Annotated in this window: 11 protein-coding genes; 4 read left to right on the top strand and 7 right to left on the bottom strand. The window is 58.5% G+C overall.

The annotated features are described in order from the left end of the window. Positions 1 to 71 precede the first annotated feature (71 nt). The gene (locus tag P792_RS32435; RefSeq protein WP_023979508.1) at positions 72 to 3,704 is read left to right on the top strand and encodes a PAS domain-containing protein; all 3,633 of its coding nucleotides are present in this window, start codon (positions 72 to 74) and stop codon (positions 3,702 to 3,704) included. A 207-nt stretch (positions 3,705 to 3,911) separates the two neighbouring features. Here P792_RS32435 and P792_RS32430 read toward each other — a convergent pair whose 3' ends face one another. From P792_RS32430 to P792_RS32420, 3 genes are all read right to left on the bottom strand, one after another. Further along, complete coding sequence (locus P792_RS32430; protein ID WP_023979507.1) at positions 3,912 to 6,599, bottom strand: mechanosensitive ion channel family protein; 2,688 nt, start codon at positions 6,597 to 6,599, stop codon at positions 3,912 to 3,914. 282 nt (positions 6,600 to 6,881) lie between these two features. Beyond that, the gene (hemA, locus tag P792_RS32425) at positions 6,882 to 8,102 is read right to left on the bottom strand and encodes a 5-aminolevulinate synthase (protein ID WP_023979506.1); all 1,221 of its coding nucleotides are present in this window, start codon (positions 8,100 to 8,102) and stop codon (positions 6,882 to 6,884) included. A gap of 145 nt (positions 8,103 to 8,247) precedes the next feature. Then, positions 8,248 to 9,384, bottom strand: a complete 1,137-nt coding sequence (locus tag P792_RS32420; protein WP_152530254.1) for a hypothetical protein — start codon at positions 9,382 to 9,384, stop codon at positions 8,248 to 8,250. Positions 9,385 to 9,734: 350 nt separating this feature from the next. Here P792_RS32420 and P792_RS0119735 point away from each other — a divergent pair, with 350 nt between their 5' ends. Next, the gene (locus tag P792_RS0119735) at positions 9,735 to 10,997 is read left to right on the top strand and encodes an MFS transporter (protein WP_051395935.1); all 1,263 of its coding nucleotides are present in this window, start codon (positions 9,735 to 9,737) and stop codon (positions 10,995 to 10,997) included. A 96-nt stretch (positions 10,998 to 11,093) separates the two neighbouring features. On the opposite strand, the gene P792_RS32415 is transcribed toward P792_RS0119735, so the two are convergent. The 4 genes from P792_RS32415 to P792_RS32405 all read right to left on the bottom strand — a co-directional run bounded on the left by P792_RS32415 (position 11,094) and on the right by P792_RS32405 (position 24,005). After that, a complete protein-coding gene (locus P792_RS32415; RefSeq protein ID WP_023979504.1) occupies positions 11,094 to 17,438 on the bottom strand; it encodes a type I polyketide synthase in 6,345 nt (2,114 codons plus the stop codon). Positions 17,439 to 17,534: 96 nt separating this feature from the next. After that, positions 17,535 to 18,998, bottom strand: a complete 1,464-nt coding sequence (locus P792_RS32410) for a class I adenylate-forming enzyme family protein (RefSeq protein WP_023979503.1) — start codon at positions 18,996 to 18,998, stop codon at positions 17,535 to 17,537. An 87-nt stretch (positions 18,999 to 19,085) separates the two neighbouring features. Beyond that, complete coding sequence (locus P792_RS0119730; RefSeq protein ID WP_161630855.1) at positions 19,086 to 21,299, bottom strand: Hint domain-containing protein; 2,214 nt, start codon at positions 21,297 to 21,299, stop codon at positions 19,086 to 19,088. Positions 21,300 to 21,767: 468 nt separating this feature from the next. After that, positions 21,768 to 24,005 carry a Hint domain-containing protein gene (locus P792_RS32405; protein ID WP_023979501.1) on the bottom strand — a complete coding sequence of 746 codons (2,238 nt, stop codon included), beginning with the start codon at positions 24,003 to 24,005 and terminating at the stop codon, positions 21,768 to 21,770. 634 nt (positions 24,006 to 24,639) lie between these two features. On the opposite strand from P792_RS32405, the gene P792_RS32400 reads away from it, so the two are divergent. Together P792_RS32400 and P792_RS32395 are read left to right on the top strand one after the other, a co-directional pair. After that, complete coding sequence (locus tag P792_RS32400) at positions 24,640 to 25,617, top strand: glycosyltransferase family 4 protein (RefSeq protein ID WP_023979500.1); 978 nt, start codon at positions 24,640 to 24,642, stop codon at positions 25,615 to 25,617. Positions 25,618 to 25,631: 14 nt separating this feature from the next. Next, entirely contained in the window at positions 25,632 to 26,783 is a 1,152-nt protein-coding gene (locus P792_RS32395) for an autotransporter strand-loop-strand O-heptosyltransferase (RefSeq protein ID WP_023979499.1), read from the top strand.

Below are 26,783 nucleotides of genomic sequence, written 5' to 3'. Positions count from 1 at the left end.
CGTATGGTGCCTGAGACGCCTGTCCTGCCCTCGCAACCCGGGGGCAGCCTGAACATCCGGGGGCGTATCACATGTTGCTTTGGGAGCGTCCCGGTCCGGATAACCTGACGAGCTCACGGGTCACCGCAACCCATCCGGCGTTGCACCCCCTGTGCGAAACCTTCCCCGAGATCGGTTTCGCACTCATTGCTGTCATCAGCGGTCATGCGCATCTTGTCGCAACGGCACAGAGTGGGGCTGCAACCCGCGACGCGATACCGGTATTGCCTGACCTCTCACGCGCGACGGGACAGGACTGGACCCGCGAGTCATCCTTCTCAGGAGAGGGTGAGTTTGCCGGCTGGGATTTCTTTCCCTTCGGCACCCCAGTCGCAGGGCTGATTGCAGCAGCCGCTCGGCAAAACCCTTTATCCCCGCAGCAAAAGCGCATCGTTCAGGCTCATGCCACCCTTCTTGGCACCATGGGCCAAAGGGACGCGCGTGCCCTCGCTGTGGCAGGGCGGAATGGCACCCTCAATGCCCCATTGCATAAGGCACCTGTCGTCACACCGGATGCGGCGCCCCCTCCCGGCGAGAACGGTTCACGCGAGGCCATGCTCGGCTTTCTGCTCTGGAATGCCAAGAGTGGTCTGCTAACGGGCGATCCCTATCTCGCGTCGCTTTGTGGCCTCGATCCTGAAGCCTTGCGTCTCGGTGTCGAATGGCCGGTTTTTCTGGCCTGTTTCCATGAAGATGCTGAAATCCTGCCGGAAACCGATCCTGTCGCATGGCTGACGAGGGCTGAAACAGGCTATGTAGCCTTCCGGCAGACGGACGGACCGCCGAGAGCCGTTCATATCAGTGTGCATCCCCATCCTGATGGCTGCACCGGGACGGTCATCGACACCACGATCGATCCGGATGAACGGGCTGCACTGCGCGCCAGCCAGTCTTTCGTCAATTCGCTGCTCGTCAGCGCCAGTGACTGCGTGAAGATCCTTGATCTCGACGGCAAGATCACCTTCGTCAATCACGGCGCTGTTCTGGTGCTTGGTCTTTGCTCGCCCGCCGACATGCTGGGGGTCTACTGGCCCGATGTGTGGCAGGAGCGCGGGCGCAAGCTCTCGCTGAACGCGATTGATGCTGCCAGGGACGGGCTCACCAGCCATTTCCAGGAATATGTCGAGACGACCGACGGGCGCAAACGCCTGTGGGATGTCGTGGTGACACCCATACTTGGGCCCGGGGGCAGGCCAGAGCGTATCCTCGGTGTCTCGCGTGACATGACCGTGGCCAATCAGGAGCACGAGCGCCTTGAGCTTGCACTTGCGGCCGGTACCATCATCGGCATGTGGCTGTGGGACGCCAAACGTCAGCTTGTGACGGGCGATCTGCGCATGGCGGAGACGCTCCGTCTCTCCCCGGCCCGACTTGCCGAGGGGGTGGCGCTCACGCAATTGCTGGATTGCATCACCCCTGAAGATCGTCCGGTTCTTCAGGCAGCGCTCGACATGGCCTTACAGGAGCGCAAGCCGTTCCGCTGCGAGTTTCGTCTATGCGACGACGGCTCGCGTGCCAGCCGGTGGATCGAGGCCAATGGCTCGTGCACCTACGACCATAACGGCCAGATCAGTCATTTCCCCGGCATTCTGCTCGATATCGACGCGCCCAAACGCCAGACGCTCAAGCGTGAGGCGCTGGTGACTTTCGGTGACGAACTGCGCGCGCTGACGAGTGAGGCTGACATTCTGGCGCTTACAGCGCGGACGCTGGGCATGACCATCGAGGCAGACCGTTCCGGTTTTGCCGATGTGGATCATGAGCGCGAACTGGCGCAGGTTACAGATTGCTGGCGCAGGGACCCTGAAACCCCCGATGTTTCCGGGCTCTATGCCTTCCGGTCCTTTGGCTCCTATATCGATCTGCTCAAGGCCGGTGAAGTTGTTGCCATCGATGATGTCAGGACTGATCCTCTGACCGCTGCGCAGGCTGCGCAGTTTGCCCCGCTCCAGATCTGCGCCCTGCTCAATGTGCCGATCATGGATAACGGTGTTCTGCAGGCTGTCGCCATCGTCCATTTTGCCCATGCCCATTGCTGGGACGACATCACGCTCTCCTTCGTTCGTACGATTGCTGACAGAAGCTGGGCCGCCATACGCCAGATGCGCGCACAGGAAGCCCTGCGCCGCATGAACGAAACCCTCGAAGAGCAGGTGCTACGCCGTACGCGTGAACGCGACAGGTTGTGGGCCATCAGCGCCGACCTGCTGGCCCTTACCGATCGTGACGGCAGGCTGCGCTACCTCAATCCGAGCTGGCAGACCTGCTTTGGTGACAAGGCGCGTGACTGGATTGGCAGCAAGGCCGAGCAGCTGGTGCATCCAGCCGATATGGCACGCGCGACCGAGGCCTTGGCCCTGCTGCGCGAGGGCAAGCTCGATCATGGCGTTGATCTGCGATTCCTGCATCAGGATGGGGAATGGCACACATTCAACTGGTCCGGCTCGACTGAGGGAGAAGACATCTATCTGATCGGACGTGACGTGACCGATCGTATCGCTCTGGAGGATCAGCTTCGCCAGTCGCAGAAGATGGAAGCGGTCGGACAGCTGACAGGCGGCCTCGCCCATGATTTCAACAATATCCTGGCCGGGATCGGGGGCGCACTCTCGCTCCTGACGCGTCGTATTGCCCAGGGACGTACAGAGGGGCTGGACCGTTATATCACAGCGGCGCAAGGGGCCACGGATCGCGCCGCCGCCCTGACGCATCGCCTTCTGGCCTTCTCACGCCGTCAGACACTCGACCCGCAACCCGCCGACATCAATATTCTCATCCTCGGGCTTCAGGACCTTATTGCCGGCACGGTCGGGCCGGCCGTTGTGCTCGAACTCTGCCTGGACGAAACCATTGGGCCGGCCCTGGTCGATACCAACCAGCTTGAAAATGCGTTGCTCAATCTGTCGATCAACGCCCGTGATGCCATGCCCGAGGGCGGGCATCTGACGATTGCCACGTCACGCGCCACGCTGGGGGCCCTTCAGGCCGAAGAATGGGGGGTGCGCCCCGGGATCTATCAGGTGCTCTCGGTGACAGATACGGGTGTGGGCATGAGCGCCGATGTCATGGCGCGTGCTTTCGATCCCTTCTTTACCACCAAGCCCTTGGGCAAGGGGACCGGGCTGGGGCTGAGCATGATCTATGGCTTTGCCAGACAATCGGGGGGACGGGTCAGCATTGCCTCGATCCCCGGTGCAGGAACCTCGGTCCATATCTGGCTGCCCAGCCATGCCGCCGCCCTGCCCTCGCCTGTCGTCGCGCCTGACCTCTCGCCGGATGGCGACGCCCTGCGTAACCTGCGCGTACTGCTGGTCGATGATGAGGAGACGCTGCGCTTTACCGTTCGTGAAACGCTCGAAGACTGGGGCGCCATTGTTCAGGAGGCAAGCGACGGCACGGCAGCCCTCGCCCTGCTCAATGACCGGGAACGCCTGTATGATGTACTGATTACCGATGTCGGCCTGCCGGGTGGTCTGAATGGGCGGCAACTTGCCGATGCGGCGCTTGTGCTGCGGCCATCACTCTCGGTGCTGTTCATCACGGGCTACGCGGAACAGGCCATATTTGACCGGAGTGGACAGGATGAGAAAATCCATATCCTGCCCAAACCCTTCACCACGGCCATGCTTGACGAGAAACTGAGAAACGCCCTCAGGCGCGGCTAGCCTCACATACGAAGCCGATCGGTTTTGCCCTTCGGGCCGATCGGCTTGGAGCGGCCAGAGCCCCTGCGAAAAAGCCCCTACGGCGAGGCTCTTTTGCGTCCGTCGTCACACGGCCCCGTCGTTACAGCGTGACGTCTCGGCGTCCGTCATGTGACACGGGCCGCGTGGCCTCAAGGCAATTCTGAGTAAGCCTGAGGCCGCAACCCGTCATTCGGGTCGGGAGGTTGGGACGCGTCCCTCTCGCAATGTGACACCTTCTTCGCCTGATCGCCGGTCGTGTTCTGGCCCGTCGCTGCCTCCCATACCTGCCAGCCCCGTAACCTCCACATAGCGCGTTGGATAAGGGAGATGGATATTCCGCGCCTCGAACGTCTTTTTCAGGCGGCGATAGAATTCACGCTGCACAGGCCAGCGCCCGGAGGTGATTGTCGGCAACGTACCGCGCACCGTGACAGAGGTCTGATTGAGCGCGTCCACACCCCACATCTGGAAATCGTCGATGATCAGGGCCTTGAAATTCTCATCGGCACGCATCTCGGCCGTGATATCGTTGATGACCTGCACAACCTCATCGGTATCCGTCTCATATCCGACTTCGGCCACGATAATGGCACGGGCAAAATCGCGGTTGTAATTGATGATCTGACCAAGCGAACTGAACGGAAAGATGTTCATGGAGCCATCATTGGCACGCACATGAACCGTACGAAGCGAGAGATGCTCGACCACGCCATAGGTACCGTTAAGTGTGACGGCATCACCCACCGTCAGGGCATTTTCCATGAGCAGGAAAATCCCGTTGATGAAATCCTGCACGAGCTTTTGCGAGCCGAAACCCAGCGCGACACCAAAAATCGAGGCCCCTGCCAGAAGCGGAGCAACATTCACGCCGATCTCGCTCAGCACGGTCAGCCCGATGACGGCCACCAGAATGACCATGAGGACGATACGGATCATGGGCTGCAATGTGCGCACACGGGCCACCCTGGCCGCACCGTCATCAAGCCCGCCGACCTTGCGGGCGTAGCGCTCAAGCATGATGTTGCTCGCCTCCCAGACCACAACCCCGAGCAGGCAGGCGATGAGCACTGTCATGGATGACGAGGCCAGACGATAGCCAAGCCCCCCGGCACCAAACAGAGCCTTGATAGGCGCGCCCCAGGCGCTGGCCAGAGCAAGAACAGTCAGGGCAATGATAATGACGGACGTAACCCGCTGCGCCGGGGCGTAATAGCGGCTGAAGCGTGTCTGTGCATCCTCGCTCAGCGTGACCCAGCCTGGAGCCGAGCGGAACACGCGCTCCAGCAACCCGTACAGCACGATGCTGACGCAGCGCATGACCACCAGTGCCACAGCACTGCGCAGAAAGAGCTTCCAGATTGCCGCATAGCCGTGATGGATTTCCGCCGCCCAGACGAGCCAGAGGCCCATGTCGAAGAAGAGCGCGACCACCCACCAGGTGCGACCGAAAAGATGCAACATGCTTGCGCCAAAACCACGCCGTTCCCTGCGCTCGCAAAAACGCATGACCTTGGGGCGGCTGCGGATGATCATGACCGCCACCATCAAATGCAGCACAAGCGTCAGGATCTTGAGCAATGCCTCGATCACCCTGTCGGGCAAGCCGCAATCATCAAGCGTTTCGAGCGCAGCAGCAGAAATTCCTGTGGTGAGGATCAGCAGACGCAGCCAGTCGAACAGGAAGCTCGCCGCGGAATCTGAGAGCAGGGCAAGGCGCAACCAGGGACGCTGCGGCGCGAGAATGGTGCGTATGGCAATGATCAGCCCTCCAGCCACCAGAGCCGTCAGGCTCAGCGCGCGCAGCAAGGCTGTTGTGAACTCGTCAGCCGCCGGATCGGCAATGACGATCAGCAAGGCAATAAACGGCACAACCAGCACCGGCAGACAGTCGAGCAACAGACAGAGGAAGCTGTAGGGAAGTCGCTTGAGAACAAGCGTCAGCCGGGCAAGTGCGCCTTGATGCCGCAAACGCGACAGACGCTCGCGATCCTGCGTATCGGGAATGGACTTCGCGCCGCCGGAGGGGCCTTCCGTCTGAACGATTGGGCGCTCCTGTTCAGGAGGCGAGGCTTCGTCAGCGGATTGCTGATAGGCATCGCCGTGATCCTGCGCCAAAGGCGGCGTAATGTCGGAAAGAGTGGTCTGGTCAGTGGTGGAGCTTCCGTCGCCCGCCTTCCTCTCAGCGTCTCCCCGAGCAGCCTCGTCAGCCGCCTCTTCTGCGGCCTGACGATCATCGATTTCACGCGCCAGCGCAGAACGCCCCTTGATGCGAGCCAGCGCCTCAACGCGGTTGCGCACCCCCCGTAACAAAAGCCGCAACGCATAGAAGAGACAGGTGCTCACTGCAGCCAGAATCAGGGCGCGAAGCAACAGTTTGAGCGATTCCTGACGATCTGCCGGATCGTTGCGCATGTGGCGCCACCACGGCCCGATGGCGCGCACGTCCACGACGGTGCGCAGCAGGCTATGCGCCTGAACACTGGCAGCGTGGGTCCAGTCGGAGGCACTGCCAAGCAATTCTGCCCCCAGCCCATCGGGTTTGAGCTTCGGACCGGTTTTCTCACCTGTATCGGTCGGATTGGCCGCCTGCTGGGCCTGACTGAGATTTTGCAGTGTCGTCAGGAATTCGCGGCGCTTGGCATCGTTATTGAGCACCGAAGCGAGTTGCCGCGCCTGATCGGCTGTGATGCGCGGCGCATCGGGCACTGCCGCAGTGGCTTGCGTCTGGGCGCGCGCGCTCCCTGATTGCAGGCACAGACTGCCGACCAGGAGACAGATCAGCAGACACCATGAAAACGGCCGTCGCGCGGAATACCTGTTTTCGAGTGTCAGGACCGTGGCACCCGGATTGGGCGCTCGCGAAAGGGACAACATCAGGCATATCCTTGCGGAAACAGAAGTTCGGTAATGTATGACCTGCCTATATCGTCCCGACGGATCCGAACAATGGCGGATCAGTCAATAAATCACCTGACGGGTGACACACGCGCCCGGGTATCGCTCTTTGCAGCGGGGTCATCGACCTCACGCTTGCCCCCGGAGTGTGAGGCAGGAGTTTCCCGTAGCAGGCCAGGCCGCGAAGCACGGCGTATCACATCATCTGCCCGCAACAACCTCGACATGTATCTGAGTTGTCGCGGGGATGCGTTGTGTCTCTCAGGCGGCGTTGGCCAGACGATGCTCGCGCCACAGTGCGGCCAGCGCAGTGACGAGGGAGTCGATATCTTCCTTGGTGTGCAGGGGCCCCGGCGTGATACGCAGGCGCTCGGTGCCCCGCGGGACGGTCGGGTAGTTAATCGGCTGGATGTAATGGCCAAAGCGTTGAAGCAGAGCGTCAGAAAGCGCACGGCACCGCGTCGCATCGCCTACCATGACCGGCACAATATGCGACGGGTTGTCCAGATGGGGGATACCGGCACGGTCGAGGCTTTCACGCAGCCATGCCACGGCCTGACGATGCGCCGCCCGCTCGCTCTGGCTGTTGCGCAGATGACGGATGCTTGCCAGTGCTCCTGCCGCCACCATCGGGGGGAGCGCGGTCGAGAAAATGAAGCCTGAGGCGAAAGAGCGCACAAAATCGCACAACGCAGCACTACCGGTAATGTAGCCACCGACCACGCCAAAGCCCTTCCCCAGGGTCCCCTCGATGACCGAGAGACGATGCGCCAGACCGCGTTCCTCGGCAACGCCACCGCCCTGATGGCCATAAAGACCAACAGCGTGAACCTCATCCAGATAGGTCAGGGCGTTGTAACGATCGGCAAGGTCGCAGATCGCCTCGATCGGGGCGATATCGCCATCCATCGAATAGACCGATTCAAAGGCGACAATCTTGGGTGTATCGAGCGGGATCGTCTTGAGCTTTGCCTCAAGATCCTCGACGTCGTTATGACGGAAAATCATCTTTTCGGCGCGTGAGTGGCGTATGCCCTCGATCATCGAGGCATGGTTGGCGGCATCAGAAAGCACGACGCAGCCCTTGAGCCGCGCTGCGATCGTACCCAGTGTCGCCCAGTTGGAAAGATAACCTGAATTGAACAGTAACGCTGCTTCCTTGCCGTGAAGGGCTGCGAGCTCCTTTTCAAGCGCTACATGCTCGTGATTGGTGCCAGAGATGTTTCGCGTGCCACCCGCACCGGCACCGCTACGGGCGAGGCTCTCATGCATTGCCTTGAGCACGTCCGGGTGCTGGCCCATGCCGAGGTAGTCATTCGAGCACCAGACGGTGATATCGCGCTTCAGACCGTGATGGTAGGCGTGGGGAAACTGTCCGGCATGACGCTCGAGCTCGGCAAAATGCCGGTAGCTGCCATCGGCCTTGAGGCCGTCCAGAGCTGTCTGGAAATACTTGTCGTAGACTGTATCCACTTGCGCCATCTCGTTATTCCCTCTTGTCTGACCATAGCGCAGAACAGCTAACCGCGTTGCAGGGCAAGTTAAACTCACGTTATGGGTGCGCACCCACGCGAAGGGAGACACGGGCGGAACCTGTCGCAAGTAGGCCGTTTCGTCCAGCCCTGCTTCAGGCGCAGGGCGGCTCTGCTTCCATCGCAATGCCTTCCAGTTCCGGACACAAGCCACTCATTTCATCGAACCCGGCAGCAAGCGCAAAACCGTAATGCGCAGAACTGGAGATCCGGGCGAAGTGAGTCCTGATTCCAAGCGCTTGCAGAGCTTCGCATGTGGTAGAGAAAAATCTGGCGGCGATCGGATCGAGGCGCTCCTCGGACTGCCGCTCCTTGTGATGAGCCAGCCGCCATAGCCCTGATGGCGCAGAAACCAGTCCGGCTTCGAGACTGACGCCCGCGATCAATCCCGTACCGGCACGCTCACGCAGCAGGGTAAGGCTCGACACCCCCTGACCGAAACGCCCGACCCATAACTCGACCCCCCAATCGACCAGAACCGCCAGACACAAGGCCTCGTCACGCCCTGCGAGCGTAAAACGACGTTCATCCAGCACGAGGCGCAGGGCCTGAGGCGAAAAGCCGGTCTCCGCGAAGACCGCCTGCATGGCCAGTACGAAGGGCTCGTCAGGCGACAGAGGGTCCGTCAGGGTCAGGCTTGCCCTGTAATGCCCTCCAACGGGTGCCATACGACGACAGATCTCACGCAGCACAGTGATATCTGCCTTCGCACTGTCCTGCCCGTCCTGCAGTGAACGCCGAAAACCCTGGAGGCCCGAAGGCGCGACATCCCAGCCAATGAGCCTGATATAGTCGCCCTTGCGCCCATAGCGACCGGTCCAGCGCAGCTCAGGCGACCCTGCCCCCGCTCCGGAACGTCGGGCAGGCTGGACACGACGTCGTGTACGCCCCTCGCCTTCCGACCCGCCCCCCTGCGTCGGCATTCCCGATGCCGGAAGGGCAGCCACGTGACAGCATTCCGGCGTAAGACGCGGCTCGGCAAGGTCGGGCCGCGTGATATCGGGAAGCATGATGCTTGAGAGCGTGACGCACGACACCCGCACCCCGGCACGATCACTCTCCGGAAAATTTCTGTCAGGCATCGTCATGGTCGAAAGGCCGGGCTGCACGGCCAGAGCACTGATACCCGGCCCTCCTGACAACGCGCGCCCTTCGAGGGCCGCTTTCGAAAGGACGACACGGCTTTGCCCTGCCACGCCAGGATCGTCGATCGGGCTGCTATCTCGTGGCAAAGCGGCACAGCTCCTCGCGGCAAGGGTAGGAGGAGGTGATGCTAAAGTGAGAATGATAATATGTTCTTAACGCTTTGCACCTGCCCCGCGCGCGTCCTGCTTCAGAGTGTGCAGCATAATCAGGGTCGGGTGACAAACGGGACTCGATTTCCCGCCGCTGTCAGGGCAGAATGAGGAGTGAATCGGTCCTCTATCAACACCCCCTGACGCCCCTTCAAAACATCCCTCTCTGTCTCGCCGGCCCATTGGCGAAATGGAACCGTTTCGCTCCCAACCGATTTTACTCCTTCTCTCTCCAGACGTTCCCATCCCCCTGCTTCCTTTCGCTCCCCCATTTCAAGGACGAGACCATGTCGGCCTCCGCCCGCCAATCCTACCTGTCCCAGATCCTCACTTACCCCCCGCTGGTCGCGCTCAAACCCTTCTGGCGCGTCACCTTTGCCGCCTTCCTCGGCTGGTTTCTCGACGCCTTCGACCAGACAGCGCTGCTGCTCACCCTGCCCGACATTTCCCATGATTTCGGGGTCACCATCAGCGCCATGGGCACGGTACTTCTGGCGCAAAGCATCGGGCGTGCCGTTGGCAATACCGGGTGGGGATGGCTGGCAGACCGTTACGGGCGCCGTCTGGCGTTTCTGCTGGGTGTCTTGTGGTTTGGCGTGTTTTCTGCGGCCACAGGATTCTCTCACAGCCTGATCAGCCTGATTGTCATCCAGTTCCTTTTCGGCATCGGCTTTGGCGGTGAGTGGACGGCTTCCGCAGCACTTCTGATGGAGAGCGTACCCGGCAAAAGCCGCGCCATGGCCTCGGCCATCATGATGTCGGGTTATGAACTCGGGTTTCTGGCTGCAACCGCAGCCCAGGCGGTCATTCTGCCGCATTACTCATGGCGCCTGTTGTTCTTTATCGGGCTGGCGCCCGCCGTGCTCGCCCTCTTCATACGCTGGGGCGTTCAGGAAAGCCCGGTATGGACGCTCAAGCAGGAGCGCCAGAAGGGGCTCAATGGCGCGGCACCCCAGCCCAAGGCCAAATTCATCCTGACGCTGGCGGCCGTGCAGGCCATTGCGCTCATGTCGTTTCTGGAGTTTCAGAAGGCTGCCATCTACAGCCTGTATCCAACGATCCTGCGCAATGTTCATCACCTGACGCCGGCGCTCGTGTTTTGGCCAATCGGCTGTTTCTGTATCGGCTCGCTGGTGGGCAAGCTGTCCTGTGGGGCCCTGGCCAGCCGCTTTGGTGATCTGCGCGTGATTATCGGCACATTGCTTGTGGTGATCCTTACAATCTATCCTTTCCTCAGTGCGGAGACCTATCCCGTTCTGCTGGTATCGGCCGTGATCATGGGGCTTGCTGCCTCGGGCGTCTTTGCCCTTGTGCCGCATTATCTCGCCAAGCGCTTCCCTTCAGACACGCGCAGCTTCGGCATGGGGCTGAGCTATGCCATTGGCTCGCTTGGGCAGGGGCTTGCAGGCAAGCTTGTTCCGGTATTCGGGCGCAACCTTGGCCTTCCGCTGTCGGCACAGCTTTTTGTCATTGGGTCCAGCGTGATCGTGGGCGCCATTGCGTGGGCAGAGCCGGACGAGCTTCCGGGCGAAACGATGGAAAACGAATAGCGTAGCGCCCTGCCCTCATACGGTCAGATATCGGAAAAGGCTGGTGGACTCTCGTCCACCAGCCTTTTTACCAAACCCACCCGATGCCGTCCCGCCTCAGGCAGACGCCATGTTCAGACTGATCTGACGCAGCACGTTACGGGCAATTTCACGTATCGGCTCATTGCGCGACAGGACAAGCAGAGAGATCTCGACATTGAATTCTGTCTTGATCGCCGTCTGGATTTCCACACCAGCCAGTGAATCGACTCCCAGCTCGTTTGGCCGTGCACCCGGATCGATGCTGTCTGGTTCGAGCTTGAGAACATTGCCGAGGATCGACTTCACGTTATCCAGCACGAACTCGTAACGCTCCTCGGGTGACAGACTCTGGAGATGGGCCAGCTTCTGCGCCGAGGTGTTCTTGATGCTCTTCTCGCGCCGGATAAGAGCGAATTTGGGATTACGCTCGATCGCGCCATGCTGACCAAAGCATGTCTCCCAATCGATCGCCATGGCCGCTACGGTATCGCGGTCACGATTGATGAGCGTGGGTAGCAGCGAGAGCGCCTCGTTGCTTTCGAGCAGACGGAACCCTGCATTCTCGAAGAACTGCACGACACTGCCTTCCTGGGCCAGCATGCCAACCTCGGCAATCGGGCCCCACTGGACAGAAACCGCAGGGAAACCTGCCTTGCGGCGGGCGCTGGCCAGCGCATCGAGATAGGCATTGGCCGCGAGATAGCTGCTCTGCCCGATATTACCCGTGACCGTCACAATGGAGGAATAGAGCACGAAGTAATCCAGCGGGCAGTCGCGTGTCAGCACGTCCAAATGGTGCCCGCCCAGTACCTTGGGTTTGAGCACATTGCGCAGGCTCTCTTCCGAGTATTTTGAAATCAGTCGGTCATCGAGAATACCTGCGGCGTGGAACACACCCTTGAGCGGGATACCCGTCTCGAGAATGGCCGATCTGATACGGGCCACATCCTCGTAAACGCTGACATCGCCATAATGCAGCGTAACGCGGGCACCGGCCTTTTCCAGGGCCTTGATCTTGTCGAGCGTTTCCTTGTCACGGCGTACGCTGCGCCCCATCAGATGCAGATGCCGTGCGCCACTGGCCGCCAGCCAGGCCGCCGTAGCGAGACCAAGGCCGCCCTGCCCCCCTGTCACCAGATAGGCAGCCGCCGGATCGACCGGCCGAACCGGCTGACGCTGCGCGCGCACATTCGTCAGATCCTCATACGACACGAGAATCTTGCCGATATGCTTGGAGGACGACATGAACTTGAAGGCATCGCGCACTTCGGAAGCGGGATAGACCTTGTGCGGCAGAATGACCGTGTCGAACTTGCGTGACAGATAGGGAATCCGGTCGAAGATCGACACCGCCTTGCGGTGATCACGCGCCATCATCAGGTCAAGATCAAAGGCGTGAAAAGACACGTTGCCGTTGAAGCTGAACTGCGACAGGTCGCGCTTTTCCCAGATATCCTTCTTGCCGATTTCGACAAAGCGACCAGTATTGCACAACAGCGCAAGGCTATGAGCCTGAATTTCACCGGGGGAACTGTTCAGGACAACATCGACGCCCTGACCACCGGTTACTTCCAGAATACCGTCATAGAAGGCGAGGCTGCGGGAATCCCACACCGCTTCACAGCCCCGATCAAGCAGGATCTGGCGTTTCTCGTCACTGCTGGCCGTTGCAAAGATGCGTGCGCCGATAATCTTGGCAATCTCGATCGCAGCAAGACCCACACCGCCTGCCGCCGAATGGATCAGGACGATCTCGTTCTTCTTGAGGCGCGCAAGGTCGTGCAGACAGTAAAGCGCTGTCGCAATGGCAATCGGCAGACCCGTTGCCTCGGCAACAGTCAGGGGGCGACCGGCCGTCTCGAACAGGTCGAGCGCCATCACGCGGAAGCCCTTGACCGGCAGTGTCATATGCGAGGTGAAGCACCCCGGATGACAGGTCAGATAACGCTTGCCCACCTCGAAATTCTTGACGCCCTTGCCAACGGCCACAACCTCGAAGCAGCACTCCATGCCCATTTCGGTGGTGTGATAGGTATCAAGCAGGAACTTGTCGGGCAGGACCGAAATGCCCTTGAGCATGTCCTTGAAGTTCAGCGATGTGGCCAGCACGCGAATGGTAATCTCGCCACGTCCCGGTGGGCGGACATCGAAAGCCTTGTAATACAGGCCATCGAGCGTGCCCGTACGGCTCTTCTGCAACTTGATGCCAGGCGTACCGGGAAGCTGCGCAAGCGGGCGATCCGGCTGCCCTTCGACAAGCATGAAACGCGGCGTGAAACGGCGACCTTCGCGCAGGGCGACTTCAGCCTCGTTATCCTCGTGTAGGATTTCAGCCGCGAGCGCTGTCAGCGCCTCCTGACCGGCCGATGTATCGACATCGACGACCTTGCCCTGAAGGTCCGGGCGCTCATCGACCAGTCCCTTGAAGAACCCGACCAGCGCGGCCCCATCCGGATGCACCTTGGCCTTGTGGGCCAGCACATCTTCCGGGTCGAAGAAGATCGCGTTTTCGGACACGTAGATGAATTTCGGCTGCTTGTCCTGCCCCTCCATCAGAAGACGGGTGCCAAACGTCACCATGTCATCGATCTGTCCGACAAGCTTTTCGAAATCCGCGTCGGGGGTCGGGCCTGCCATGTAAATGATGGCATCCAGCGTCAGGCCCGCCTCAAGCCCGATTGTCTGGGGCGTGATCTCTCCGCTGCGCGGCGTCGAGAGAACCGTCACGCCATTTTCCTCGAACAAGGCACAGAGCTTCTTCTGTGCCGTGCTCTTGTGCCCAACGAGGAGCACGGTCTTGGGCTCGGCAAACAGGATCGACGCCTCGGACTCGATCCATTTGGTGTAATATTCTTGCGTTTCGACGCGTGTGGCAGCCTCCTTGTGGATGCGCGGCACTTCGGCAAGGCGCATGCCCTTGACTTCGGCTACCGGCATACCGGTCGTGGAGTAGAGGCGCAGTGACGCCTCGATCTGGCTCTTGGTGATCGCCGTGATCTCGACCCGTGCCAGCACCTCGGTCGTGCCCATGCCGAAGCAGCTCAGACGATCAAAGCCGACTGGCACATACATATGATCAGAGAAGCTCTCGGGGACGAGCCCGATCAGCGCATGCATTGCGCCATCAAGCAGGGCCGGATGCAGATAATAGGCTTCTGCCGAACCTATTTCGTCTTCAGTCAGGCCGATACGCGCATAGGCTACCCGATCTTGCACAGCAAGGCGCTGCAGGGTCTGGAAACGCGGCCCGTAATGGAAACCGTGATTGCGGATCCTTTCATAAAGCCCGGCCCCATCCACCCCCTGCTCGAGCGCCTGCTCGACCATCGCACGGTCGATGACCGGCATGGGCCACGGCGCTGCGGAGAGGATATCGACCTTGCCGTGGTCGATCCACATTTCGGAGAATTCTTCCTTGGCGCTATGGAAACGAAGCGCACGGCGGCTTTCGTCATAATCGAGATACAAGATCGGGTTATCGCCTGACTGCACCACGAGCGGCGCCATGATCTCGAGGTTTTCAAGGACGACACCTGTCTGACCCTCGATCTCGTGACCGACCGCCAGAGCGGACTCGATAAATCCCGCGGCAGGCAGAAGCACAACATTGTCGATGCAGTGGTCCTTGAGCCAGGGCACGCCCAGTTCGGTAAGATCAACAACCCAGGATTTCCCCGGTGTCATGGCACCAAAGCCGATCAGCGGATGACCCGTGCCGCCGAGGCGGAACCGTCGCTCGCGCTCATTTTCCGCATGGAAAACCTCGCGTGACCAACGATAGGTCGGCAGGTCGATCAGCGTCCCTCCTGTAATGGCTGCCCAATCGAGGCGCGCCGTATGCAGGATGATATTGGCAACGGCATTCTCGAGGCATTTTGCCTCACTTTCCTGCCGGTTAAGAGTGCTGATGACACTCAGCTTGGCCTGTTGCTTGTCCGCAACAGATTTAAGCGCACGCCCGATGACGGGGTGCGGCCCGATCTCGACAAACTGCGTAAAGCCATCGGCCAGGCAGGATTCAATAGCGGAGGCAAAAAGGACCGGCTGTCTGGCATTGCTGAACCAGTAGCCAGAGTCTGCCCGGTGGTCGTCATCGGCAAGCTTGCCGTAAACTGTCGAATAAAATGGCGTCGATGCCGCACCCGGTGCGAGCCCTGAGAGAGCCTTTTTGAGATCCCCCTCGATCCGGTCCATCACGGCGCTGTGGAAGGGGACATCCACATTCAGAACACGGTTGAACAGCCCCTTCTGCGTGAGGTGCGCGGCCAGATGGCGTATCGCCTCCTCCGGCCCTGCAAGTGTGCAGGTGGTCGGTGCGTTGACGGCAGCTACGCAGAGTTCCGGTGCTTCCGCCGCAATCAGCTCGGCTGCCGCTTCTGCGGACAGGCCCACAGCAAGCATGCGGCCTGTGCCGTCGAGCGTACCCTGAAGGTTACTGCGGTAATAGATGACGGTGACGGCATCTTCCAGGCTGAGGCCGCCAGAGACATAGGCGGCAGCAACCTCGCCCATGCTGTGACCAACCACGGCATCCGGCAGAATACCCTGCAAGGCCAGATATTCGGTGACGAGAACCTGGATCAGGAAAATGGCGGGTTGAAGAATGGCCGTGTTGTCGATACGGCTATCGGCCTCCTCACGCAGGATTTCCTCGCAGATCGAATAACCTGACAACGCCTTGAACAAGGCGTCACATGCGCGTGCCTTGTCCAGAACAGCCTGCGGCGCCTCACGCAGCAGGTAACGACCCATACCCCACCATTGCGGGCCGACGCCGGAATAGACAAACACCATGCCACGGCCGGACTCTGCCTCGACCGTTGCCTGGAACATCCCTTCCTCGCGCTGGTCCTTCAGATAGGCATCAAGCCTATCCGCCAGTTCCTGTTCGTCACGCGCCATGACGAGCAGGCGATGGCGAAACAGGGTGCGTGACGTGGCGAGACTGAAAGCGAGATCGCCCAGAACAGGCTGTGCCTCACCATCGAGACGCTCCCGATAGGCTGCTGCCATGAGCGGTAGCGAGGTCTTGGAAAACGCGGTGAGCAGGAACGGAATCTTGCCGTTGATGCGACGGGCAGCATTGTGCCCGCTGCGAACGGGGGCCTTGTCATCAGGGCGACGCAGGACCGCAATGGCGTTGGTACCACCGTAACCAAACGAGTTGACGCCTGCAAAACGCGCGATCTTCCCCTCACCGAGCGATCGTGTCGAGCCGCGCGGGATCTCCAGATTCCACTCGTCCAGATGGATCGAGGGGTTGATCGTCTTGAGCCCTGGCTGGGGGGGGACCGCCTGATGACGCAGGCAGAGTGCCGCCTTGAGCGTACCAAGCGCACCGGCCGCTGCTTCGGTATGACCAAGATTGGCCTTAACCGCACCGATAACGAGTTTCTCGTCCTTGAAACGCGCAATGGATTGCGACAGCGCGTAGGTCTCGATCGGATCACCTGCCGGCGTTCCGGTGCCATGCGTCTCGACATAGGCCACGTCGCGCGGATCGACATCGGCGCGTTCCAGAACTTCGGTCATGAGACGCGACTGCGCGCCAGCATCGGGCGACGTCAGAAACTGCGTGCGTCCATCCGAATTGACGCCTGTTGCGCCCACGATGGCATGAATTGTATCGCCATCGCGCTCGGCGTCTTCCAGACGCTTGAGAATGAACACCACGCTGCCTTCGCCACGACCATAACCATCGGCTGCAGCATCGAAGCTTTTCGAGCGACCGTCGCGCGCGATGAAATGCCCCTTGGACATGAAAATCGACGTCTGGGGGCACCCCATAAGGCTGACACCGCCGCTGATGGCGACATCGATATCGCCCTCATTCAAAGCCCGGCAGGCCTGGTGCAGGGCCACAAGAGACGACGAACATGCGGTGTCGATCGACATGCATGGTCCCTGAAAATCGAACACATGCGCCAGACGGGCAGAGAGCATGGTTGAGGGCGTCGCCGTTGCGGCAAAATGATCACGCACGGTCGGCAGATTATAGGGGCTCGATGTGTGAGCATGGGCATCAATTGCAAAAATGCCGATGAACACACCCGTCTTGTGACCGGACAGACGAGACGGCAGGACACGCGCCGTCTCCATGGCTTCCCACGTCACCTCAAGCAGCAGGCGCTGCTGGGGATCAAGGATCTGCGCCTCACGTGGCGAAATTCCGAAAAAGAGCGGTTCGAATTCATGTATGTTGCGCTTAAGAAAACTCCCCCTGCGCATATAGGTTTTCGACGGGGACTCGATTTCCTCGGCATAGAAGCGTTTGACGCTCCAGCGCTCCTCCGGGATGTCGGTAACCGCTTCCCCCTCGGCGCAAAGAAATGACCAGAGCTCGTCAACATTGGTGATGTTGGGTGCCAGCCGGCATCCGATCCCGATGATGGCGATATCAGATTTTTTGTTGCGCGACATGATGGAACTCGAACCTTACTTTTTATACGGCGCTGCCAGGATTTCTCATCCTGTGCCTGTTGTTGCGGGCCGAACAATGCCGACCCTTCTTGTTATTCAACCCAGCGTATTTTCCGAACGCTGGAAGGCACCCGACAATCTCTCGCGATCCACGCGACCATCGAGCGACCAGGGAATATGATCAACGGACATCACACGAACGGGCGGCAGAGTGGGATAGAAAGCCCTGAGCGCCTGAGCGAGACGCTCCGTGTCGAACTCCGAAGAAGAGGCAATGGCGATGTTGATGCGTGTGCGCCCGGTCTCATCAAGAGAGAGAAAACTGCCAAGTTCACGCATTTCGAGCATATCCCGCGCGATGTCATCAACGACGCCCAGATCGAATTTTTCACCACCAATGGATACAAGATCATCCACACGCCCGGTGATACAAATTATGCCTTCCTTATCGATCCGCCCGCGATCACCGGGATAGAACCAGCCCTCCGCAAACCGACGGGCCTGACCTGACAGGCGATCGACATAACCGTCGAGCAGACCGGAACTCCTGATACGGACAATACCTTCCTCGCCGGGTGCGACCAGTTCGTCCTGCTCGTTGACAATCTGCAGCGTGACCCAGGGAGGGGTAACACCCACCATATCGTCCGCTGTAAATTTTGCGGCATCGCCGAGCGCAAGAGCGCCGCATTCATCCGTCCCGTAGGCTGACAGGATATGAGGCGTGAGCCGGGCCAGCGCCTTGTCACGCAGCAAATGGTTAAGACGACCGCCCGTCACTACCAGCCTGAGCGTATCGAGCGGCCTCATGCCCGGCGGCAGAACCTCGAGAATATGTGCGAGATGACCCGGCGTGACGACGGCGACAGTCGGGATCTTTCTTGCAATCAGAATACCAATATCGGTGTGACTGACAAAATTGAGCGGTGAGCCGCTGCACAACCCGGTGCAACCAACAATGAAGCCCGTCAGCGAGATGACGCCGATTGTGGAAAGCACATGGGGATGCGTGGCGGCAACGGCAGTAAGGGACTCGTCCTGCATGACCATATGCATGATCGCCATTTCCGCCTGACGGAACGTCATGGCAAGAACCTGGCGCTCGGCATCCGTTCCTGCGGCAATCGCGTAACGGCACACGGCATCATAATCAATCGCGTGATTGTAGGGCTTCGCATCAGCCTGACAGACACGCGCCAGCCAGTCGTCACTGATTTCGAGAACCTGCACATCCTGCAACGATAAGCCTCCCAGGGAAATCATGATATCCGGCTCCAGGAGGCGAACATCACGCAGAAAGGAGGGGTCGGAACTCTCGGGGAATGAGGCGCTTGCAAGCCCCAGCGATGCCAGAGACAGAATCAGTACCCAATGCCAGTAAAGATTGCCGCAATGGATTCCGACCAGTCTCGGATCGGCCTCTCTGAGTTTGATCAGTGCCTGTGTTACCGCCGTCACATCATGATCAAGCTGACCAAACGACCAATCTTGTGCGAGGCTGTCGAATGCCAGGGATTGCGGGTTCTGCCTGGCATGCCGCAGGGCCATAACATGAAACATAAATAACAATCCCCAAACGCAAACGGGGCGGCCATGATGGCCGCCCTGGGTCCCCCTTTCAGAAGAGGCCCGATTAAACCATGAAACTCAGCCCACCTGAGCTCCGCAAAGTTGGGCGGGGGCCTGTGTAAGATATGGCCCACCTGCCAAGACTTCAATTGCAACAATACAAACTGCATCAGACTGTCGATCACTGAGATCAATCAATGCAGAGCCAGTTGTCCACCGCTGACGACCATCCTCAATATTTGCCCAACCTTCAAGAGTTTCATCACTCAGATGGTCAGCAAGATGACGTGTTCTATCAGCCTCCCATATCTGGATTTCGCCAACAAGCACACCGAGATGACGACGATCATCATGAAATGGCCCGATCACATCAACCGGACGCGAAACACGCGAAACCAGTCTTACGCGCTTGGCATCGGGCGGAAGCATGAACACGCTGGAACGATTGACCACGCGCATCCTGCGCATGATGCGTCCCTTTTCGTCCACGAGGTGAAGGTCAGGATCTTCGGTAATTTCAGGCGCTTGCTGGCTTGATCCGAGGTTGAGCGACGCGGCGCGGTGCGCCAGAGAGGCATGCAGAGGCTCGACAAAACCACGATCAACACGCAGCGGAGCAGCACCATCACCGTCCCATGTTGCTTCGGGAGCATTCAGAAGGTGCACGACAGCGCCAGGCTGAGCAAAACGCTTGCGGTCGCCCGTGTCGAGATAGCTCTCGCTCAGGGCGTTATCAGCCCAGATAATAGAGTGCTCATCTGTTTCGACGTGATAATAATCAAAGTGTGTGATGGTGCGGTCGTAGAAGATACTACGGCCATTGACGAGCATACGTGCGGGTACAAAAGCCCCATTGAGATACATGGCATGCTCGGGTGTCACCAAAAGGTCCCGACTCGGCACACCCTCGCCCAGCGCGTTGCGAAGGATGCGCACGGGATAACCCGCCTCGTCATCTTCGAGCCACGTGCGGACGATTGTAGAGCGATGACCCAGCCAGACAATCTCACGGTAAACGGTCTCGCCATCAACGAAAGCCGCCACGCGATCGCCTACCGCCAGATCCTCGACGGCAATTTCGCCGCGATCTGTCAGGATCATGGTGCCCTTGAGGAAGCACTTGTCATAGACGATGATCGTACTGCCGTCTGTCGGATCACGCTCGAGGTGATAATCCGTCGCGGCGTTGCCCTTCGTCCCATGGACATCAGCCGTCCAGACAATCTTTCCGCTCGCATCGACAATGCTGATCGAGTTATTGCCGTAGACAATACGTTGTCCATCGGTCCAACTCAGCGTATCCACATCAATACGCCCCTTCCAGCCGATCGTAATTCCCTTGAGAACAGCGCCAGACTGAACGACGAGCAGACCACCAGGACCCTCACCCTCTGTGCTGATGCCCGAGATAACGGCATTCACGAGGGTCGCACCGGAATTGACGGTCAATGTGCCGCCCGCTGCAATGAGAGCTGTCGTCATGTAGGACTGCGCCTTAAGCGTGGCAGCAGCGGCAGCCTGGATCGTCAGCCTGTCGACCGTGGCAGAGGCGTCAGCCACCAGGCTTCCGCCTGCGCCAAGGGTCGCAGCAATGCTGCGTGCGCCGCCGCCAACATAAATAAGCCCCCCAGCGGAAGCGATACACCCGCTGGCCCAAGCACCTGCGCCCAACAGCTGAGTGCCTGCACTGAAAAGCGTACCAACGGCCGATCCGCCAGCCGAGACGAACTGTGTCCCGCCCACAATACTACCAAGATCCGTGCCACCACTGGCAATCGCCTCGGTCGATCCGATGTCAAATCTACTGGCGGAAATCACCCCCGGACCAACGAAGGACTGCCCTTTAAGGGTAAAGCCCCCGCCTGCCAGCCCAACGCCACCCGACTGCACATGGGTATCAACAATAAGGCCCGCAGAACCGCCATAATTGGATATCTGGCTGGCAAGGACGCCGCCTTGATTTCCGATCGTAGCTCCACTAACGACGCCCTCATTGATAGCCGCAAAGCCACCGCTGTTATAGGCTGTGCCGCCTGCGACGACGCCTTTGCCACCAGCCAGGACGACCCCCCCTGAAACTGCTGTTGCGCCATACGCAACGGCCGCTGCGGACGCAATAAGCATCGCAGGGTTATTAGTTCCACCGGCGCCGAACCCGTCAACATACACGTTCGACGTTGAATATTGCGCAGCTGTCGTAATCAGCGTCGCGCCACTCAATACGCGGTATGTGGTCGGACCCGTCTTTATAATCGACGCGTTACCGCTCATGCCTGTAGAGGTAATACCCATGTGCCATCCTCCCCGCCAGGAACGTCTCATCGGCGCCGCTCTGCCATGTTGGCGACAAGCATAGGCAGTATCTTCCGTACAGAAATACAGAAGATGGGGCACACCATGTGATCGTTCACAATTAATTAACTCATAAATCCCTGGCATAGAAGAAATCGACACGCAACGAGCTGATATATCAGAACTTATTATAGATGCATTCTATCCAATATTTTGATTATACAAACATTCATTTTGGCGGATAACTAAGTCCATGTTTTCCCGGTGTTTTCAGATGTCCCCTCAATGGTGAGGCGGCATATCGCAACTGGTTTCTTGCGCTAAAAAAAACGTGAATTTTCCGCACGAGGAGCAGGACCGCATATCCTGACAGCCGAACCCAAACGGCTCGGTAGTCGGTCATCAAACATGGAAAAGGGCGGAAGGGGTCGATACCCCCTTCCGCCCCGCCGTACTGATCAGGATCGCTTACCCAGCGGCGGCCTGATCAACGTCTGCTTCCTTTTCAATCAGATACGGGCCACCCGCCTGGATCTCGATTGAAAGCATAGCAGCAACGCCCGAACGCATATCCGCCAACGGAAGAACTGCATTCCCCGTTGTCCAGCGATGAGCGCCCTGCTCGCGGTTAGCCCAGCCAGACAAAGCATCTGCCTTGAGGTGCGTATCGAGCACGCGAGTTTCACCCGCTTCCCAAATCTGAATTTCCCCGACGAGCACACCGAGGTGACGGCGGTCATCTACAAACGGTCCAACCATGTCGACCGGGCGGGCAGTCCTAGAGACGATACGTAATTCGCTCGCATCAGCTGGCACCATGAAGACGTGCGCACGACCCGTCTTGCGCAGAGCACGGATCACACGCCCGGATGTATCAACCAGATGCAGGTCGGAATCCTCAGTCGTCGCCGCAGGAAGCGCCATTCGCTCCATACCGAGAACCTTCGCCCGCGCTTCGAGTTCATTGAAGAGAGGCTCGACAAAATCGCGCTCGACCTTCAGCGGCGCAGCGGCATGGAGAGCCCAATCCCGCTGGGGGGCATTCAGCAAACGCACAACCGGGCTATTCAGCGAAAAGGTCTTGCGATCGCCAGTGTCAAGATAGCTTTCGCTCAGTGCACCATCAGACCAAATAACCGAATGTTCGTCCGTTTCCACATGATAAAAATCAAACTGGGTAATAGTGCGATCATAGAAGATACTACTTCCATTCACCAGCATACGAGCCGGCACAAAGGCACCGTTCAGGAACATGGCGTGCTCAGGCGTTACAAGCAGATCCTTGTGCGGTACATTCTCACCAAGCGCATTCTGCTTGATACGTACCGGATAACCGGCCTCATCGTCGGGCAATCCTTGGCGAACCGTAGTCGAGCGGTGACCGGTCCAGATAATTTCACGTAGCACTTCTTTACCGTTGACCATGGCAAGCACCTGATCGCCCACGACCAGATTCTCAACCGCAATCTCGCCACGATCGGTGCGAATCATGGTCCCCTTTAGAAAGCACTTGTCGTAGACGAGCACCATGCTTCCGTCAGTAGGATCGGCCTCCAAGTGATAGTCAGACGCCACACCGGCGGTCAATGAACCGGTCCACAGAACCGTGCCGTCTGGGCCCAGGACTGATACCGTATTACCTGACGTCTGGATTCTCGCACCGGAATTGTAGAGGAGGCTATCAATATCCAATCGGCTTTTCCAGCCCATTCTGGTGACACCACTCAGTACCGCGCCAGACTCGAGTACCAGCAGGCCACCAGCGCCGCCGTCTTTCGTGGTCCCAGCGAGCACGCCGTTCACAAGCGTTGCACCCGAAGCGAGAGTCAACGTACCACCGCCAGATATTGTTGCCGCATTTACCACCGCGGCCGCATCCGCCGACGCAGCCCCCGCTGCCTGGATCTGAACCCCGTTCACGATACCGTTGGCATTTACATGCAGCGTTCCGCCCGACCCGATCGTAAACGAAGAGCCGACTCCCCCAGCGTAAACCTCGATACGACCACCCGCCGAAGCAATCGACCCGCTGGCAACGCCACCAGCCGAGATGAGCTGGGTCCCCGCGCTGAATATGCTCTTGAGAGCACTTGCGCCAGATGAAACGAACTGGGTGCCGCCGATGAGACTTCCTACATCTGTGCCGCCCGAGACGAGTATCTCCGTGGAGCCGACGTCAAATGTGCCCCTAGAGATGACGCCAGACCCTGCAAAAGCCTGCCCCTTGATGGTGAAGCCACCACCAGCCAGCGCATAACCGCCAGCCAAGACATGGGAATCGATCACAGTTCCAGCGCCACCACCTTCGCCAGAGACAGTCGAAGCCAGCAAACCACCGTTCGAACCGATAGTCACGCCACTTACGAAACCACCGTTTGCTGCTGCAAAGGAGCCACTGTTCATAGCCGTTCCGCCAGCTGCGGTGCCGCCATAAACACCCATGGCGACGCCGCCAAAGCCTACAGTCGAGCCGGAAACAACGCCACCGGCGGATGCAAGCAACAACGCAGGATAGTTAGTGCCACCCGATTGGCCAGGGATAGCACCCGAATTGTTCGGACCGTTACCGAACCCGGAGACAATTGCGCCATTGGTAACGAACCCGGCGCCCTGCACGGTCAGTGTTGCGCCACTGAGAACCGAGTAGACACCGGCTGCGCTAGAAATCTTCGCACCGCTTGCGGTGACATTGGATGTGATAGCCATCTTTATCCCTCAACAAATAACGGTCTGATGCATCCAGCCATCGCGTGCGGCGCGATGAGGTCTTTTTAGACGCCTCAATTTACCGACCATCGACAGCGCCTCCCCTGAAAGAGAGGCACGTTGTCTATTAGCAAACAACCGATGTCATGAACTCGCGGGCGATGCAACATGTAAGTGTTTGTATAATGCTATCACTTTTGCGCTATCCAAAAAGTGGATGGCCTTGGCGTAGAGCGCCGCTTTGCGCGTCAAAGGAATGAAATTAATACTTCGTCATAGTCAATCAAATGTAATCAATTAACTTTTGCGAACGTCAAATCGTCCTGTTAGAATCCTGATTTGAGATTGTTACTACTGCGATTTCGTTGTCACTAATGACAATCACTGCGTCCCATTCGGGTTGTGGTCTGAATTACTTTTTATAAAGCTCTGTCGGGGATATTTCAGCAGCATGCAAGCGCGAGTGACTGCACCGTGGGAAAGGATACCCCTGGGCCTTGGTGGAACAGAAATGCCAAGGTGTCGTGCAACAATGCAGGCGGGAAGCAGGTCGTATTTTCGTCACTGGAACATCGGGCCCAGAATTTCTACCTCGCTGCATGACAATTTCTCACACCGGTAAGGGACCCTGAGAGTGAAGATTATTTTTCTTAATCCGTTCAGCCCAGATGTCATCTCGGGCGGGGTCAAGGTCACCTATCAGCATGCCGAAATTCTCGCGCAGGCAGGCTACGATGTGATGATCTACCAGCCGGCCGGCAAGCCAACGTGGATAGAGGTCTCGGACCACATCACCGTTTGCGACAATTTCAGCGCGGCGGACGACGATATTCTGATTTTCCCTGAAATTTTAGCAGATTGGCTGCTCGAAATGGCGATGACACCGTTCGCGGGCACGAAGGTATTATTCTGCCAAAATCCTTTTTATCTTTATAGCTACAGACAGAGCGGCCAAGCTCTGCATGACATGGGTTTCCGGCATTTCATCGTACCAGGAAATGAGACAGCCCAGTCTCTCAAAGCGGTCTTGCGCGTTCCCGACGTACACATCATCCCGAATTCGGTTGATACAAAGCTCTTCCACCCCAGGGAAAAACAGCTTTGCATCACAACCAATCCGCGCAAATGGCCCGCAGAAAGCGTGAATTCACCGCTTTTTTTTATCATTATGTGCATGCTGCATCTCAAATATCCTGAAACCAGCAATGTCCCCTGGAACCTCTTGGAAAACTGCAGTCAAAGCGAAGTCGCGGACATCATGGGAAAGTCAGCTATATTTCTAGCTTTGTCACGACAAGAGGCACTTCCGCTCACCCCACTTGAAGCTATGGCGTCCCGCTGCGCGCTCGTGGGCTTCCATGGAACAGGCGGAAAGGACTATGCCTCGCACCGCAACGGCCACTGGTTCTCACCGGAACAATGTGAGGAAGTCGTCGATTGTCTCGCTCAACTTATTTTTGAATTCAAGCAGAGGTCGCCACGCATTGACAGAATGCTCGACAATGCTGAAAAGACCGCTCGTCAATATTCAGTTAGCGCTACACGTCAGGCCGTTCTTCGGGTTTACGGCGAGATATGTGCTGAACACAGCGCGCGCTGCCGCGCCGTATAGCCGAGAGCATCAAAATGGACCTTCCGCTGAGCCAGGTCGGCCCCGAGGGAATTAAGTACGACTTTCAGGACGGCTGCCGTATCGGCCTACCTCCTGATAAATGGCGCGTAGAAATCAAGGATACCGCCACCCAAACTCTTTTGTTCGCACAAGATCTCGCGGCTGGCGTGGTTTGCACGACCAAGAGATACTTTGTTCCTTTTGCCTTCCGTGTCCAGCGCAGGGGTGTGACTGTATTCGAGCATGAATTCAGTCTTGTCGGCAAGGATATCCTGATTGATATGCACCTTGGCGCTCTGGGGGATCATCTGGCTTGGATGGGGCATGTCGAAGCCTTTGCCGCTCGCCATCGTTGTCGTATACATTGCCTTGTACGCCCGGGTTTCGCGGATCTATTTGCGGGACGAAACGATGCACTCATTGTTACCGAGGACCAGTCGATCCTCGAGCAAGGCTTTTACGCGCGCTACAAGGTTCTTATCTTCTTCAACGATCTGAACCGCGATCATCAGCCCACCGACTACCGGCAAGTCGGCCTGATCGTATCAGGAGCCTACATCCTGGGAATGCCTCCAAAGGAAAGACGTCCAAGGATACGCATTGCCGATGGAGGGCGCCCTATCGAGGAGCCCTATGTCTGTATCGGCACCCAAGCGACCGGCCATAACAAATATTGGAATAATCCCGAGGGCTGGCGCCGCACCGTCAGCTATCTGAAGGAAAAGGGCTACCGCGTGATTTGTATCGATCGTGATCGTGTTGCCGGTCACGAAACGATCTGGCACCATATTCCCCACGGCGCTGAGGATATGACCGGAGCCATCCCGCTGAGCGAGCGTGCAAGATGGCTCCAGCACGCCGATTTTTTTATCGGCTTGTCGAGCGGTTTGTCGTGGCTAGCGTGGGCAAGTACCTGCCCCGTCATCATGATCAGCGGATTCACCGAGCCGTATAACGAGTTTGAGACCCCATACCGTGTAATCAATCGACATGTCTGCAATGGTTGTTCAAATGACGTCACGATCGAGTTCGACCGTACGAACTATATGTGGTGCCCCCGTCACGCCAACACAGAGCGTGACTTCGAATGCACGAAGATGATCGCATACGAACAGGTTGAACTGATGATCAATCAGGTCATCGCCGACCGGCAGAGCCGAGGCTGA

This window comes from Asaia sp. SF2.1, from assembly GCF_000505765.1.
GTDB classification, from domain to species: Bacteria; Pseudomonadota; Alphaproteobacteria; order Acetobacterales; family Acetobacteraceae; genus Asaia; species Asaia bogorensis.
The sequence above is the reverse complement of the archived record's forward strand: the minus strand, read 5'-3'. Positions and strand labels throughout refer to the sequence as shown.